The sequence below is a fragment of the Novosphingobium sp. PhB55 genome (genome assembly GCF_004368805.1).
Taxonomy (GTDB): domain Bacteria; phylum Pseudomonadota; class Alphaproteobacteria; order Sphingomonadales; family Sphingomonadaceae; genus Novosphingobium.
On sequence record NZ_SODQ01000002.1, the window covers coordinates 657591 to 673695 of the forward strand.

10 protein-coding genes are annotated in these 16105 nt (G+C 63.7%); 6 read left to right on the forward strand and 4 right to left on the reverse strand.

Translation table 11 applies throughout. The features are described 5' to 3' along the window. Positions 1–11: 11 nt before the first annotated feature. Complete coding sequence (locus tag EDF57_RS07160; protein WP_134093642.1) at positions 12–581, reverse strand: nucleoside 2-deoxyribosyltransferase domain-containing protein; 570 nt, start codon at positions 579–581, stop codon at positions 12–14. Positions 582–678: 97 nt separating this feature from the next. Next, positions 679–2370, reverse strand: coding sequence for an alpha-glucosidase (locus EDF57_RS07165; RefSeq protein WP_134093643.1), 1692 nt, complete (start codon positions 2368–2370; stop codon positions 679–681). Positions 2371–2646: 276 nt separating this feature from the next. Between EDF57_RS07165 and EDF57_RS07170 the strand changes: the two genes are divergently transcribed. From EDF57_RS07170 to glgX, 5 genes are read left to right on the forward strand one after another with little or no spacing between them, the layout of a single operon-like run. Next, positions 2647–5028, forward strand: coding sequence for a glycogen/starch/alpha-glucan phosphorylase (locus EDF57_RS07170; RefSeq protein WP_208324817.1), 2382 nt, complete (start codon positions 2647–2649; stop codon positions 5026–5028). Beyond that, a complete protein-coding gene (glgB, locus tag EDF57_RS07175) occupies positions 5025–7199 on the forward strand; it encodes a 1,4-alpha-glucan branching protein GlgB (RefSeq protein ID WP_134093645.1) in 2175 nt (724 codons plus the stop codon). The genes EDF57_RS07170 and glgB overlap by 4 nt, the downstream gene beginning before the upstream one ends. Before the next feature lie 29 nt (positions 7200–7228). Beyond that, on the forward strand, positions 7229–8491 hold the full coding sequence (gene glgC, locus EDF57_RS07180; protein ID WP_134093646.1) for a glucose-1-phosphate adenylyltransferase: 1263 nt from the start codon (positions 7229–7231) through the stop codon (positions 8489–8491). Between the two features lie 46 nt (positions 8492–8537). Then, the gene (gene glgA, locus EDF57_RS07185; RefSeq protein WP_134093647.1) at positions 8538–10001 is read left to right on the forward strand and encodes a glycogen synthase GlgA; all 1464 of its coding nucleotides are present in this window, start codon (positions 8538–8540) and stop codon (positions 9999–10001) included. Next, positions 9998–11803: a glycogen debranching protein GlgX gene (gene glgX / locus EDF57_RS07190; protein WP_134093648.1), complete on the forward strand. Its 1806-nt coding sequence runs from the start codon at positions 9998–10000 to the stop codon at positions 11801–11803. Before glgA ends, glgX begins: the two co-directional genes overlap by 4 nt. Here glgX and EDF57_RS07195 read toward each other — a convergent pair. Both EDF57_RS07195 and EDF57_RS07200 read right to left on the reverse strand, forming a co-directional pair. Next, on the reverse strand, positions 11739–12860 hold the full coding sequence (locus EDF57_RS07195; RefSeq protein ID WP_134093649.1) for a glycosyltransferase family 1 protein: 1122 nt from the start codon (positions 12858–12860) through the stop codon (positions 11739–11741). The two genes, glgX and EDF57_RS07195, sit on opposite strands and share 65 nt — an antisense overlap. Positions 12861–12944: 84 nt before the next feature. Further along, positions 12945–14411: an oligosaccharide flippase family protein gene (locus EDF57_RS07200; RefSeq protein WP_134093650.1), complete on the reverse strand. Its 1467-nt coding sequence runs from the start codon at positions 14409–14411 to the stop codon at positions 12945–12947. A 603-nt stretch (positions 14412–15014) separates the two neighbouring features. On the opposite strand from EDF57_RS07200, the gene EDF57_RS07205 reads away from it, so the two are divergent. Next, positions 15015–15737 carry a sugar transferase gene (locus EDF57_RS07205; RefSeq protein ID WP_243840937.1) on the forward strand — a complete coding sequence of 241 codons (723 nt, stop codon included), beginning with the start codon at positions 15015–15017 and terminating at the stop codon, positions 15735–15737. Positions 15738–16105 lie beyond the last annotated feature (368 nt).

Sequence of the window (16105 nt, forward strand, 5' to 3'; positions counted from 1 at the left end):
GGCGGCGCGGGTCATTTCCGGGGCTTGAGGCCCCGCGCTGCCGCCGCCACGCGCAGGCGCGTCTCGGCGATCAGTTCGTCGAGGCTGGCCACCTGCTTCACGCCGTATCGCGCGCCGGTGATGTCGACATTGCCCTTGCGCCAGAAACCCGGCGGGCAGAGCAGCACGACTTTGCCGGAGCGGGCGTGCAGCCCCAGTTCCAGCAGGCTCACCGGGCTTTGCGATCCGGGCGCGAGGTAGAGCACGATCACGTCGGCACTGTCGAGCGCGGCCAGTTCCCATTCGACCTGGCGGCGGAACTCCGGCTCGCCGGCCTCGGGCTTCCAGGCTGGGTTCCAGTCCGGGCGGCGCGGATTGAGCAGGACCACGTCCTCGCCGCGAAGCGCCTCGATCACCTGCTTCTGCCAGTCGGGCGCGGCGCCCATGTCGATGCTGCCTCCCAGGAACACCCGCGGGCGATCGTGCCGGGGCGGAAGCGGCTCGGGCGAAGTCACCACGGCGGTTTCCGCCAGGGCCGCAGCGGGAGCCACGGAAAGCACGAGCGCGGAGAGCAGCAGGGCAAGGGAAGGCGCTTTGATCATGCCGGCCCTCTAGACAATGCGCAGCCGTGCCAGCCAGCGAAATCGTTGGTCGGCGCGTGCCGGAAGGGCGGCAGTGGCAGTTCTTCGCGCCCCTTCCTTATCGGGCCTTCACCCAGAGCACGCCGTAAGGCGGGAGGGCAGCCGGCGTCGCCCCGTTGATGGCAAGAACGATATCGCCCTGCACCGCAAGGGCCTGGAGTGCGGGGCTGGGAGTCAGCGGCTCGGGCGAGAGATTGAACAGGCAGAGCAGGCGCTCCTCCCCGTCCACGCGCAGGAAGGACAGCAGTTCGCCGTCGCAGGCGAGATCCTCCAGCGCGCCGTGCCGCAGCACCGAGCTCGCCTGGCGCAGGGCCAGCAGCTTGCGCGTGAAATGGAGCAGCGAGGCGGGATCGCTCTCCTGAATGGCGACTGCGCGGGTGAGGTTCTCGGCGGAAAGCGGCAGCCAGGGCGACACCGGCGTGAAGCCGCCGAGGGGGAGGTCCTCCCAGGGCAGCGGCGTGCGGGCACCGTCGCGCGAGAGGGTCAGCGGCCAGTTGGCGATGGCCTCGGGGTCCTGCAACTGCTCGAAGGCGATCTCATCCTGAAGCAGCCCCAGCTCCTCGCCTTGGTAGAGGATCACATTGCCGCGCAGGGCCATGAGCAGGGCCATCTTCGTCCGGGCAAAGATACCCCGGTGTTCGGGCGCGCACCAGCGAGAGAGGGCGCGGGGGGCATCGTGATTTTCGAAGGCCCAGCTCGGCCAGCCGCCGTTCTCGTCCGGGGCAAGCTCCCAGCGCTGCAAGGTCTCGGCCACGAAGCGGGCGGTGAGGGCGGGGGCGTAGAGAAAGTCGAAACCATAGGCGCTGTTCAGCCGGTGTTCCCCGGCGGTATAGGCGCGCCGGTCCGCCTGCGGATGGTCTCCTCCGATCTCGGCCACGGTGTGGATGGCGCCATATTCGTCGCAGACCGCCCGCAACCGCTCCACAAAGCCGATCATGTCGGGGTGGGACTGGCTGTAGGTCTTGAGCTGGAAGTCGAAGGGGCGGGTGCGGAGGCGGCCGTCGGCCGGGGCGGGAGGATTGTCGCGCAGCAGCGGATCGTTCATCGCGTGGTTGAGCGCGTCCAGACGGAAGCCGTCCACGCCGCGCTCCAGCCAGAACCGGGCCGCCTGCAGCACCGCGTCCTGCACCGCGGGATTGTGCATGTTGAGCTGCGGCTGCTCCTTCAGGAAAGTATGCATGTAATATTGGCGGCGGCGGCCATCCCAGGTCCAGGCCGGGCCGCCGAACACCGATTGCCAGTTGCAGGGCGGGGTGCCGTCTTCGCGGGGATCGTGCCAGACGTACCAGTCCGCCCTGGGATTCCCGCGGTCCGAGCGGCTTTCCGCGAACCAGGGATGGAGGTCCGAGGTATGGGCATAGACCTGGTCGATGATGACCCTGAGGCCCAGGTCGTGAGCGTGGGCAACCAGGGCGTCGAAATCGGCCATGGTGCCGAAGACCGGGTCGATCCCGCAATAGTCCGCCACGTCGTAGCCGAAGTCGCGCATCGGAGAAGTGAAGAAGGGCGAAATCCAGATCGCGTCCACGCCCAGCCGGGCGACATGATGCAGGCGGCGGGTGATGCCGGGAAGATCGCCCACGCCGTCGCCGTTGGAGTCCTGGAAGCTGCGCGGATAGATCTGGTAGATCGCCGCGCCTTGCCACCAGGGGGGACGGGACGAATCGAGGGCTGGAGAAGCGGAGGGAAGGCCGGAAGCGGCGCCAGGAATGGAAGGGGTTGGGGCGACGTCGGATTCGATCAGGCTCATGAGCACCTTTCGCGGGTATTTGCGGGCGATCATATCACCAGCGGGGCAGCCCGGCGCGAATTTTTTGCGGCACTGCACAATGCCCCTTGCCGCAAGCGGGCGCTGTGCTAGCCATGATCGGGAAGCGCGGGAAAGTGCAGCGGTCCGCTTTTGCTTGCCTGACGCTAAACCATACGGATTGCAGGATTTTTCAAAGCATCTTGCACGTCCAATACCAGGAGTGTGCCCGTGGCGACCGAACCTGTTTCCAACAGCAAGGCCGAAGCGCCCTCGGAAATGGACAAGCACATCGTCAGGGTGCTTCGCCAGCGCGTCGGCAAGGACGAGCGGGCGGCCAAGCAGCATGACTGGTACACCGCCTCGATCCTCGCCCTGCGCGACGAAATCATCGAGAAGTGGATTGATTCCACCCGCCGCACTTACGATTCCCAGGGCAAGCGGGTCTATTATCTCTCGATGGAGTTCCTGATCGGTCGCCTGCTGCGCGACGCGCTCTCGAACATGGGCATGACCCGCGAGTTCGAAGCCGCGTTGAAGGCCCACGGCCTCGACCTTGCGGCTCTGGAGGAACTGGAACCCGATGCGGCGCTCGGCAACGGCGGTCTCGGCCGTCTGGCGGCCTGCTTCATGGAGAGCCTCGCCACGCTGGATATCCCGGCTTACGGCTATGGCATCCGCTACGTGAACGGCATGTTCCGCCAGCGCGTGGACGACGGCTGGCAGGTCGAGCTGCCGGAAACCTGGCTGGCCCACGGCAATCCCTGGGAATTCGAGCGGCTTGAGAGCACTTACCGCATCGGTTTCGGCGGCGAGGTCGTGGCCGAAGGGGACGGCGTGTTCTGGCACCCGGCCGAGCAGGTCGAGGCCACGGCGATCGACACGCCGGTGGTCGGCTGGCGCGGCAAGCGCGTGAACACCCTGCGCCTCTGGACCGCCAGCCCGCTCGATCCGATCAAGCTCGACGCCTTCAACGCCGGCGACCACTTCGGCGCCCTGGCCGAGCAGGTCCGCGCCGACAGCCTCGTGCGGGTGCTCTATCCCGCGGATTCCAGCCCGGCCGGACAGGAATTGCGGCTGCGGCAGGAGTATTTCTTCACCGCCGCCTCGATCCAGGACATCGTGCGCCGTCACGTCCAGTACCTGGGCGATATCCGCACCCTGCCGGAGCAGGCGGCGATCCAGCTCAACGATACCCATCCCTCGGTGGCCGTCGCCGAGCTGATGCGCCTGCTGGTCGATGAAAACGGCCTTGAATTCAACGAAGCCTGGGACATCTGCCGCCGCACGGTGTCCTATACCAATCACACGCTCCTGCCGGAGGCGCTGGAATCCTGGCCGCTGCCGCTGTTCGAGCGCTTGCTGCCGCGCCACATGCAGATCATCTACGCGATCAACAGCCGCGTCCTGCGCGAAGCACGCAAGGCCGGCTGCAGCGATGCCGAAATCTCGGCGATCTCGCTGATCGACGAGAACGGAGAGCGCCGCGTACGCATGGCCAACCTGGCCTTCGTGGGGGCCCATTCGGTCAACGGCGTGGCCGCGCTTCATACCGACCTGATGAAGAAGACGGTCTTCGCGGACCTTCACAAGCTCTATCCCGACAGGATCAACAACAAGACCAACGGCGTCACGCCGCGCCGCTGGCTGCAGCAGTGCAATCCGGGGTTGACCTCGGTGATCCGCGAGGCGATCGGGGACGGCTTCCTCGATGATGCGGAGAAGCTCTCCGACCTCAACGCTTTCGCGGCCGATGCGCAGTTCGGCGCGCGGGTGGCCGACGTGAAGCGTGCCAACAAGGTGGCGCTGTCGGACTACATCAAGAAGACGATGGGCATCCGGCTCGATCCCGACGCCCTGTTCGACGTGCAGATCAAGCGCATCCACGAATACAAGCGCCAGCTGCTCAACCTGATCGAGACGGTGGCGCTCTACGACCAGATCCGCAGCCATCCCGAACGGGACTGGGTGCCGCGCGTGAAGATCTTCGCGGGCAAGGCCGCGCCGAGCTACCATAACGCCAAGCTGGTCATCAAACTGGCCAATGACATCGCCCGGCGCGTCAATGCCGATCCCTCGGTCGGCGGGCTGCTGAAAGTGGTCTTCGTGCCCAATTACAACGTCAGCCTGGGGGAGCGCATCTTCCCGGCGGCCGACTTGTCCGAACAGATCTCGACCGCGGGCATGGAAGCTTCCGGCACCGGGAACATGAAGTTCGCGCTCAACGGCGCTCTCACCATCGGCACGCTCGACGGGGCCAATGTCGAGATCAAGGACCATGTGGGAGACGACAATATCGTTATCTTCGGCCTCACGGCGGAAGAAGTGGCAGCCAAGCGGGCGAGCGGCTACAACCCGCGCGAAGTGATCGACGGATCGCGCGAACTGCGCCAGGCGCTCTCGGCGATTTCCTCGGGCGTCTTCTCTCCCGACGACCCGGATCGCTACAAGGACCTCATCGGCGGCATCTACGACCACGACTGGTTCATGTGCGCTGCCGATTTCGACAGTTATGCCGCCGCCCAGCGCTCGATCGACGCGCGGTGGGAGGACATGGCGGGCTGGCGTTCGGCAACTATCAGGAACATCGCCAATGTCGGTTGGTTCTCCTCGGATCGGACTATCTCCGAGTATGCCAAAGACATCTGGAAGGTCCTGTGAAGCCACCCGAAAGCGCTATCGAGTCCCTGCTGCAAGGCGTTCACGCCGATCCTTTCTCGCTTCTCGGCCTCCATCCCGGGCCTGACGGGTGTTACGCACGCGCCATCCTGCCTGGCGCGGAGACGGTCGAGGCCTTCAGCCTGGACGGCCGCCGGCTGGGCATGCTCGGCAAAGTGGACGACCGCTTCCTGTTCGAGGGCAAGCTGCTCGGCAATCCGCAGCCTGTCCGCTATCGCTGCACCGCCGGCGACAGCGACTGGCTGGTTACCGATCCCTACACGTTCGGGCCGGTGCTGGGCCCCATCGACGACCTGCTGATCGCGCAGGGCACGCATTTTCGCCTGTTCGACAAGCTCGGCGCGCATATCATGCGGCACGAGGGCGCCAACGGGGTCCATTTCGCCGTCTGGGCACCCAACGCTCGCCTGGTGAGCGTGGTGGGCGATTTCAACGACTGGGATCACCGCCGCCACATCATGCGCAGCCGCAAGGACATCGGCGTCTGGGAGATATTCATCCCCGACATCGCCGATTACCGTGCCTACAAGTATCATATCGTCGGCGCGGACGGCAGCGTGCAGCCGCTCAAGGCCGATCCATTCGCCTTCATGTCGGAAATCCGCCCGGCCACCGCGTCGATGACCGCTCACCCCGCCAAGCTCGAATGGGGCGACGAGGCCCATCGCGATCACTGGGCCTCGGTCGATCCGCGCAAGGTGCCGGTCTCGATCTACGAGGTCCACGCCGGGTCCTGGCAGCGCGACCGCTTCAATTGGTTCCTCAATTGGGACGACATGGCGGACAAGCTCATCCCCTATGTCGTGGAGATGGGCTTCACCCATATCGAATTCCTGCCCATCAGCGAGCACCCCTACGATCCGTCCTGGGGCTACCAGACGACCGGGCTCTACGCCCCCAGCGCCCGCTTCGGCGAACCCGCGGGCTTTGCGCGTTTCGTGGACGGCGCGCATCGGGCGGGGATCGGTGTCATCCTGGACTGGGTGCCGGCGCATTTCCCCAAGGACGATCACGGGTTGGTCCGCTTCGACGGCACCGCGCTCTACGAGCACCAGGACCCGCGGCTGGGCTTCCAGCCGGACTGGAACACCCTGATCTACAACTTCGGGCGGCGCGAGGTGCAGAGCTTCCTCGTCAACAACGCGCTGTTCTGGGCCGATCGCTATCACGTCGACGGCCTGCGCGTGGATGCCGTCGCCTCGATGCTCTACCGCGATTATTCGCGCAAGGCCGGCGAGTGGATCCCGAACGAGCAGGGCGGGCGCGAGAACTGGGAAGCGGTGGATTTCCTGCGCGCCACCAACCGCGCGCTCTACGGCCAGTATCCCGGCGTCTTCACCATCGCCGAGGAATCGACCGCATGGCCCGGCGTCACCCAGCCGGCCTATGACGTGCCGGAAGGCGAGCATGCCTCCGCGCTGGGCTTCGGCTTCAAGTGGAACATGGGCTTCATGCACGACACGCTGCGCTACATGGCACGCGATCCGGTGCACCGGCGCTATCACCACAACGACATCACTTTCGGCCTGGTCTACGCGTTTTCCGAAAATTACGTCTTGCCGCTCAGCCATGACGAGGTGGTCCATGGCAAGGGCTCGCTGCTGAACAAGATGAGCGGCGACGATTGGCAGAAATTCGCCAACTTGCGTGCCTATTACGGCATGATGTGGGGCTATCCGGGCAAGAAGCTGCTGTTCATGGGCCAGGAATTCGCCCAGCGCCGCGAATGGAGCGAGGAACGCGCGCTCGACTGGGACTTGCGCGACGCCCCTGCACATGAAGGCATCCGCAACCTGGTGAAGGACCTCAACCACCTCTACCGCGACAAGCCCGCGCTTCACTGCGGCGATTGCGATGGCGACGGTTTCGAATGGCTGGTGGTCGACGATGCGGCGAATTCGGTCTTCGCCTGGCTGCGCAAGGCGCCCGGTGCGCCGCCGATCGCGATCATCTCGAATATGACCCCGGCCATGCACACGGGTTATAGACTGCCGCTGCCTTGCGGCGGCACATGGAACGAGATCCTGAACAGCGATTCTCCCCATTACGGGGGAACCGGCAAGGGCAACCTGGGCCAGGTCGAAGCCGCAGACGGTCATGCCATGGTCACACTGCCGCCGTTGGCAACCATCATGCTCGAATACGCCGGCTGAAAACGGCGACACGAAGGAGAGTGAGTGCAATGAGGACGCCGACCGGATCGCCACTCGCGCGCGATGCCATGGCTTATGTGCTGGCAGGGGGGCGCGGCAGCCGACTTGCGGAACTGACCGACAACCGCGCCAAGCCCGCGGTCTATTTCGGGGGCATGAGCCGCATCATCGACTTCGCCCTGTCGAACGCGATCAATTCCGGCATCCGCCGCATCGGCGTGGCCACGCAGTACAAGGCGCATAGCCTGATCCGGCACATGAACCGCGCCTGGAACTTCATGCGGCCCGAACGCAACGAAAGCTTCGACATCCTGCCCGCCAGCCAGCGCATTTCCGAGCTGCTCTGGTACGAAGGCACGGCCGACGCGGTGTTCCAGAACATCGACATCATCGCCTCCTACACCCCGAAGTACATGGTCATCCTGGCCGGCGATCACATCTACAAGATGGATTACGAATTGATGCTGCAGCAGCACGTCAATTCGGGCGCGGACGTGACGGTGGGCTGCCTGGTGGTGCCGCGCAAGGATGCGAGGGCTTTCGGCGTGATGCATGTCGACGAGAACGACGTGATCACCTCGTTCCTGGAAAAGCCCAAGGATCCCCCCTCGATTCCGGGCGATCCCGCCCATGCCCTGGCATCCATGGGCATCTACGTGTTCGATACCGAGTTCCTGTTCGAGCAATTGCGCCGCGACGCTGCCGACCCGGATTCCAAGCGCGATTTCGGCGGGGACATCATCCCCTACATCGTCAAGCACGGAAAGGCGCAGGCGCACCGCTTCACCAATTCCTGCATCCGCGCTGCCGAGGAAATCGAGGAATATTGGCGCGACGTCGGCACCGTCGACGCCTATTTCGAGGCCAATCTCGACCTGACCGACACCGTGCCCAAGCTCGACATGTACGACCGTGATTGGCCGATCTGGACTGATACCGTCGTGGCCGCCCCCGCCAAGTTCGTCCATGACGAGGAAGGACGGCGCGGCCAGGCGATTTCCTCGCTGATCAGCCAGGACTGCATCGTCTCCGGCTCGCTCGCACGGCGCTCGCTGCTGTTCACGGGGGTTAAGATGGGGAGCTTCTCCTCGGTGAACGAGGCGGTGATCCTGCCCTATTGCAACATCGGCCGCCATGCCCGCCTGTCGCGCGTGGTGATCGATTCCGGAGTGCGCATCCCGGAAGGGCTGGTGGTGGGCGAGGATCCCGAACTCGACGGCCGCCGCTTCCGCCGGACGGACAATGGCGTCTGCCTCATTACCAAGCCCATGATCGATCGCCTGAATCTGTGAAAGTGATGCCTGTGAGAGTGATGTCTGCGATCGCGGCCTGCGGGGAATGCGCTTGAAAGTCCTGTCGGTAGCTTCCGAGGCGGTGCCGCTGGTCAAGACCGGCGGTCTCGCGGATGTCGTCGGCGCACTTCCCGCCGCGCTGGCGGGCCACGGCGTGGAAATGACGACGCTTCTGCCGGGCTACCCCTCGGTGCTGAAGGCGATCGGCCGCGCCCGTTCCGTACATGCCTGGGATTCGCTGCTTGGCGTTCCCGCGCGGCTGCTGTCGGGCAAGATCGACGGATATCCTTTGCTCGTCCTCGATGCTCCCGCGCTCTACGCCCGTGACGGTGCGCCCTATGCCGATGTTGCCGGGCAGGACTGGGGCGATAACTGGCAGCGTTTTTCGGCGCTCGGCCGCGCCGCTGCCGACATTGCCGGCGGGGCCATGGTGGCCCGCGGCAAGCCCCGGCGCTTCGATCTCGTCCATGCGCATGACTGGCAGGCCGCCATGGCGCCGGCCTATCTCCACTTCGCACCTTTCGGCGGCGAGGCGGGCCGCGTGCCCTCGATCGTGACCATCCACAACATGGCGTTCCAGGGCTGGTTCGGCGCTGAAGTCTTCCCGCGCCTTGGCCTCCCGAGCGAGGCCTGGTCGATCGACGGGGTCGAGTATCACGGCGGCCTCGGCATGCTGAAAGCCGGTCTCGCCTGCGCCGATGCGGTGACGACCGTCAGCCCCACTTACGCCCGCGAAATCCGCTCCGCCGCATTCGGCATGGGGCTGGAAGGCCTGATCGTAGCGCGGGGGCGGGCAGTGTCCGGCATTCTCAACGGCATCGACATCGCGCTCTGGGATCCGTCGCGAGACCCGGCTTTGGCCGCCCCTTACGAGGCGAAGAAGCTGGAGCGGCGCACGGCCAACAAACGCGCGCTGGAAGCCGAATTCGGCCTGGAGATCGACGAGGGGCCGCTGTTCATCGTCGTTACCCGGCTGACCTGGCAGAAGGGCATGGACGTCCTGCTGGAAGTGCTCGACCACCTCGTCGGCCTTGGCGGACGCCTGGCCCTGCTGGGTTCGGGCGACAGCGCCATCGAACAGGCCCTGCATCAGGCCGCTGCGCGTCATCCAGGGCGCATCGCTGTGCGGATCGGCTACGACGAAGCGCTCTCGCACCGGATGCAGGGCGGCGGCGACGCCATCCTGGTGCCATCGCGGTTCGAGCCTTGCGGCCTGACGCAGCTCTATGGTCTCGCTTATGGCTGTGTGCCGGTGGTGGCGCGCACGGGCGGCCTGGCCGATACCGTGATCGATGCCAATCCGGCGGCTTTGGCCGCGGGAGTGGCCACCGGCGTCCAATTCGACGGCATCCATTACGATGCTTTTGCAGCCGCACTGACCCGTACGGTGGACCTCTATCGCCGCGCTGAGCAGTGGCGCACGATCCAGAAGAACGCGATGAAGTGCGACTTCTCATGGAAGGCCAGCGGCCAGGCCTATGCCGACCTCTACCGCACCCTGACAGCATGATTCCGCTCGGCGTGTCGGTCTGCGAAGGCATGACCCGCTTCGCCTTGCGCAGTCCCCTTGCGTCGAAAGTCTGGCTCTGCCTCTTCGACGGCGAGGGGGAACGACGTTACGCCATGGTGCGAAACGGCCCGAACTGGGTGCTGGAAATGCCGGGCAACCTCACCGGCGCGCGCTATGGCTATCGGGCGGAGGGGGAATGGGCACCCGAGCGCGGGCTCTGGTTCGATCCCGCAAAACTGCTCGTCGATCCCTACGCCGTGGAACTGGACCGCCGCTTCGTCCAAAGCCCCAGGCTCGCTATATTCGGCGACGATACCGCCGACATCGTCCCGCGCGCGCTCGTGCCTCCCCTCGTCGAACCCGCGTTGGTTGAGGCCCCGCGCTTCGTCGTCGGCGGCCTGGTTTACGAACTCAACGTCCGGGCCTTCACGCGTCTCCATCCCGAAGTGCCCGCACCCTTGCGTGGAACCGTAGCAGCGCTCGCTCATCCTGCCGTGATCGCGCACTTGAAGAAGCTGCACGTCACGGCCGTCGAACTCATGCCGATCGTCGCCTGGATCGACGAGCGCCACCTGCCGCCGCTCGGGCTCGTCAACGCCTGGGGCTATAATCCGGTGGCGATGATGGCGCTCGATCCCGGCCTTTGCCCCGGCGGAACTGCCGAACTGCAATCGACGGTAGCGGCCCTCCACGCCGAAGGCATCGGCGTCCTGCTGGACCTGGTGTTCAACCATAGCGGCGAAAGCGACGTGGAGGGCGGCGTCCTGTCCTTGCGCGGCCTCGACAATGCAGCTTATGCCCATGCCCCGGACGGATCGCTGATCAACGACACCGGCTGCGGCAATACTCTCGATTTCGCCAATCCGGCGGTGCGCCGCCTGACCCTCGATGCCATGCGGCACTTTGCGGGAACCTGCGGCGTCGACGGGTTCCGCTTCGACCTTGCCCCCATTCTCGCGCGTGGCCCTGGATTCGATCCTGCAGCGCCGATCTTTGCGGAAATTGCGGCCGATCCGATCCTGTCCACCCGCGTCATGATCGCAGAGCCTTGGGACATCGGGCCTTCCGGTTACCAACTCGGTCGATTTCCGCCAAACTGGCTGGAATGGAATGATCGGTTCCGTGACGACGTGCGCCGTTTCTGGAAGCATGAGGAGGGCATTGGAAAACTGGCGACGCGGCTTGCAGGCTCGTCCGATTTGTTCGGACCGATGGAAGATGCCTGCCGCTCGATCAATTTCCTCGCCGCTCATGATGGCTTCACATTGGCCGATACGGTAACTTACCAGGAACGCCACAACTGGGCCAATGGCGAGCAAAACCGCGACGGGCACGGTGAAAATTTCAGCTGGAACAACGGCGCGGAGGGTGCGACATCCGTGCCCGGCATAGTGGCGGCCCGCCGCGCAGACATGAAGGCAATGCTCGGCACGCTTTTCGCCTCCACAGGCACCATCATGCTGACCGCCGGCGATGAATTCGGCCGAACCCAGCAAGGCAACAACAATGCCTATTGCCAGGATAATGCCATCGGCTGGGTTGACTGGGAAAGCCGCGACCGGGAGCTGGAAGATCACGTCGCCGAACTTTCCGCCATTCGAGCCGCCCATCCGGGGCAGTTCGCGCGGCTCGCCCCGAACCTGCGGTGGCTGAACGCACAGGACGCCGAGATGTCCCTCCAGGATTGGGAGGCGCCGGGCGCTGACTGGCTGGCCTGGCAGGCAGACGACTTGCGAGTCACCGTGAACCGGGCCGGCCGCGACGTTCGGATGGCGCGTCTTCCCGAAGTATCCTCGAAATGATCGCGTGAAGCCGCTCGCCGGCATGGTCCCAGGTCAGTTGGCTGGCGCGAATACGCCCGCGCGAGGAGAGTGCCTGGCCTAAGGCGGAACCTTCCAGAACGGCCAGGATCGCCTCCCTGAATGAACCGGACGATTCGGCATCGACGAGAAGGGCGGCATCGCCGCAAACTTCCGGCATGGCGCCTGCCCGCGCCGCGACAACCGGCGCGCCACAATGCATGGCTTCGATCGGGGGAAGACCGAAGCCCTCGGTCAAGGATGGAAAAACGAAAACGGCCGCCCCTTCGTAGAGCGCGCGCAGCTCCGCATCGGACACGAAGCCGGTGAATGTCGTGCCTGGCGGCGGGCGCCAACCCTTTGCAAGGTATGCGTCGGCTGCCGGCCCCCCGGCGACGACCAGCCTTGTGTCACCGGGCAATCCCTGTTGCAGCGCCTCGAAAATGCGGGAGAGATTTTTGTACCGCTTCGCCGTGCCCATCACGAGCACATAGCCGCCTTGCCGCAGCGCGTGACGTTCCAGAATACGGCGATCCGGTGTGACGGAGAGCAAGTGATCCGTGCCGTTATGCACGACATCGATCTTTTCCCGCGGCCCGATTCCATACGCGGTCAAAGTGTCGCGGCCAAATTCCGAGACGGTGAGAATCCGCCGCGCCCGGCGGCCGATCCACGGCAAGAGACGCCGATAGGCCACGGCTTGACGCCCCGAATAGTCCTCCGGATGAAGAAATGTCTGCGCATCATGGATCATGACAAGGCTGTTCTCATGAAGCAGCGGCGCCAGGTTGCAGAAGTTGACGAGAAGATTGCCTCGCGCATGGCGGGGCAGGGTCACCATCTCCCAACCCTGGCCCTGCCCCCAGGCGCCGCGAACCTGGGTGGGCCTTAGTTCTGCAAACTCGGCCGCCATGGCGGCCGGATGATGGGGAGACAGGAGACGGACCGCGTGCTCGTCCGCCATCCTCTTCATCAATTGAGCGGAATAGTGCGCTGCCGTGCGATGTACGCCGTTGAGCCCTCCGCCGAGAAACTTCCCGTTGATGTCGATCGCGGCCACGAGATCAACCGCCTTGGCGCCGAGGCAGAGCGGCCGCGTGCACGGTATGGGCAACGAAAGTTCTCTTCATCGCTATTGTCTCGCTCATCCGGAAAAGGCCTCAAGGCTGAAGACGCGGAGGCGCGCCGCGATCAGGAGCACGACGAGGGCCAGCAGCCCCGAAACCGCGAGATGAAGGGCGAGCCTGATGCCTGCGCCGTGCGTGTCGGTGACGAACCCGCTCTGCCTCATCGCATGAAGGACGATCCCGAATGCGAGGGCCAGAAGACAGGCCATTGCGAAATTCCAAACGGCTTCGCTGACGCGAATACCGCCCTTCCAACGGATCAGGTGGAACGCCCAGAGCGTGCTCAGAAAGACAACGGCGGCTTGTGTCCAGGCCAGCACCTCGATCCCGAACGGCGCAGCGGCAACGACGGCAGCGATGGAGGCAACGGCCGTGACGAGGTTGTAGGCCATGACCCATGATGTCCGGTCTAGAGCTGCGAAGGCCGGTTCGACCAGGATCTGCCCTACGCCCGCCACTCCGCGCAGTCCCATGGCATAAGTGACGACCATGGCCGCGAGGTAGGACGGTTGAAACAGCGCCGAAACGGCGTCGCTCGCGAATACGATGATGACCGCCCCGACCATGCCGGTCAGCAATGCGACCGTGCCGGACAGCCGTGCGAGCGGCGGTGCGAGGTCCAGGTCTTGCCGGGCGGCACTGCCGAACTGGGTAGAGGCGAAGTTGCTCATTGGTTGACTCAGGACATCCGTTGCCCCGGTCGCGATCCGGTTACCGAAGCGGTAGAGACCGACATCCGTGGGGGAATGAAACAGCCCCAGAAGCACGTCGGCCGCATAGCGGGAAAGGAATGCAAGAAGGCGCGAGCCATAGAGATTGCTAGAGAAAATCGCGGCCCTTCTTGCCAAGGGCCTGCTGAAAGTCAGCCGGGGCCAGGTCCTCCCCCCCAGAATGAAGAGCGCCGCCCCGAACGCGATACGCGCATAGCGGGCAGCGACCAGTGCATAAAGGGAATGCCAGGACCACAACAAGACCGCACCGCTGACTAGCGCTACAAGGTTCTCCAGGAACACGAAGCGGAAGTTGCGCGCCAGGTGCTTGCGCCTGAGCATCGTAGCGGACGACCAGGCGACAAGCGCTGCGACCGGCTGGGCCAGGGCCAGCAGAAGCAGCACCAACCCGAGTTCGGGGGTGGCGAATACCCATTGCAAAGGGTACGCGGCTGCCGCCAGGAGGGCGGATGCCCCGCCGACAAGCATGAGTATCAGCCAGAAGCTAGTCGATACTATAAGGTCTTCATCGCCTTTCGCTGTCAGGATGAACTGAAATATCCCGGTGTATATCAGTGTTTGCACCAGTATCACGAAGACGTTCGCGAGACTGAAAATGCCGAACTCTGCCGGGAGCAGGAAACGAGCTGCCAGGAGTGTCATGACTAGCGTCGAAACCTGTTCGAGCGCACGGGCCACGAAGGCGAACAGCGCCATCCCGCCGCGCTTGCGAACATCGCGCAAGGTTTGCGTGGTTAGCACCGCGGTGGTCATCGGATCGAATAGCCTGCGGTGGAGTGGTTTGAGGGGCGGTGCTCCGCAGAATCGATCGCGTACCCGTCCGCCTCGCCCTTGCCTTTGGAGCGGGCGATAGAAGGCGCCCGCGCCGTGGCGGTTGCGTAGTCTAATGTAATGGTCTGGAGATCGACTTTCGGAACGGAAGACAAGCTGTGCGAACTCCAGTTGCTGGTCGCGTCGATGCCTCGGCCAGACACGCGCATATGTAAGTTTGCGCAGGATTATCAGGGTTCGTCGGATTTTTGTTTCAAAGATGCCGCCGCTGCGGATGAAAATATTGGTCGGATCTTGGTGGGACACCGCACCAGACCCGGTCCGCACCCGCAAATGGGGCTGCCATTTCCAATATCCATCGGGTCGTGGCGATTTGCGTCCATTGTCGATGTGTCTGTCATCGATCGAGGCTTGCTCAATTATTCTCAGTCAAAATACGTAAGTATTATACTGATAATAATGGATAGAATACTGTGATGGATTTCCAAAATGGAGGCATCTTATGTTGCAACCGCGAAGGCGGAGATGATAGCTCCGCGTTAACGAAGAACTAGGGGCACTGACGTGCTCCGGCGGGGAAGCATCATGGGGAATTACCACGCGACAGATATTGCCATGCTTGCAAGGTTTCCTTTGCAGGCAAGATCGAATTTTTCCAGCGCTATTCGGAACGAGCAGCCTAGAGCGATATCAGTCGCAGAGTATGCGGCCTGGCGCGTCTTTGATTTGACGATTTCGCTTCTTATTCTTGCTTTTATGCTACCTTTTCTAGCCGTGCTCTCGGTGATGGTTTTTGTCGGCGATCCGGGGCCGGTATTCTATCGGCATAACCGGATCGGTCACAGGGGGCGCTATTTTCAGTGTCTGAAGTTCCGCACGATGAAGCTCGATGGCGATGCCATTCTGGCCGCTCATCTCAAGGCGTCGCCTGCGGCCAGGACAGAATGGGATGCTACCCGCAAACTGCGGTCCGATCCGCGAGTCACGCCATTAGGGGCGGTAATGCGGAAGTTGAGTCTCGATGAATTTCCGCAATTACTCAATGTTCTGTCGGGTGAAATGAGCCTGGTGGGACCCAGGCCGATCGTCGAGCAGGAAGTCCAGAAATACGGGTTCTATTTCGAGCATTATTGCCGTGTCAGGCCCGGTCTTACGGGCATTTGGCAAACCAGCGGCAGAAGCGACACTTCCTATCAGCAACGCGTCACCATGGATGTGGCTTACGTGGGCAGGAAAAGTGTGGCGTTCGACTTGTGGTTGATGGCCAAGACGTTGCCAGCGGTTCTGGCGGCGAAGGGGTCTTATTGAAAGAATGAACACGCTTGCGCTGGCCGTGAATTTGCAGCCGCATCGTAGGTGACAGCGAGCGAACATGCTCGCGGCGATTTTGGCAGTGTTCGTGCGTGATCGGGCCGAGGAAGACTGGTTCGTTATCAGTTTCTTTTCGGTGCTGGAGCCTTATGACTTATGTGAGCATTGTGTGTCTGCGCTGTGGGTGCGGAAGTGACGGTACATGTCAATCTTAGCTGCCGCTACGCCCAAGTTCCTTGACGCTAAGTCCGGCGCGGGTTGTGGTCTGATGAAAATGTCATCTGCACTTCTGATCCACTTCGGGCGCGATATTCGTGATTGCGGGAATTGCCAAAGCTGCGAGGCCAGCGGCGATAGTGACTTTT

Excerpts from the sequence above, each read along its gene's own strand:
- glgC (WP_134093646.1), top strand. The coding sequence starts at position 7,229 with ATGAGGACGCCGACCGGATCGCCACTCGCGCGCGATGCCATGGCTTAT.
- EDF57_RS07205 (WP_243840937.1), top strand. The coding sequence starts at position 15,015 with ATGGGGAATTACCACGCGACAGATATTGCCATGCTTGCAAGGTTTCCT.
- EDF57_RS07170 (WP_208324817.1), top strand. The coding sequence starts at position 2,647 with ATGGACAAGCACATCGTCAGGGTGCTTCGCCAGCGCGTCGGCAAGGAC.
- EDF57_RS07200 (WP_134093650.1), bottom strand. The coding sequence starts at position 14,411 with ATGACCACCGCGGTGCTAACCACGCAAACCTTGCGCGATGTTCGCAAG.
- EDF57_RS07165 (WP_134093643.1), bottom strand. The coding sequence starts at position 2,370 with ATGAGCCTGATCGAATCCGACGTCGCCCCAACCCCTTCCATTCCTGGC.
- glgX (WP_134093648.1), top strand. The coding sequence starts at position 9,998 with ATGATTCCGCTCGGCGTGTCGGTCTGCGAAGGCATGACCCGCTTCGCC.
- glgA (WP_134093647.1), top strand. The coding sequence starts at position 8,538 with ATGCGCTTGAAAGTCCTGTCGGTAGCTTCCGAGGCGGTGCCGCTGGTC.
- EDF57_RS07160 (WP_134093642.1), bottom strand. The coding sequence starts at position 581 with ATGATCAAAGCGCCTTCCCTTGCCCTGCTGCTCTCCGCGCTCGTGCTT.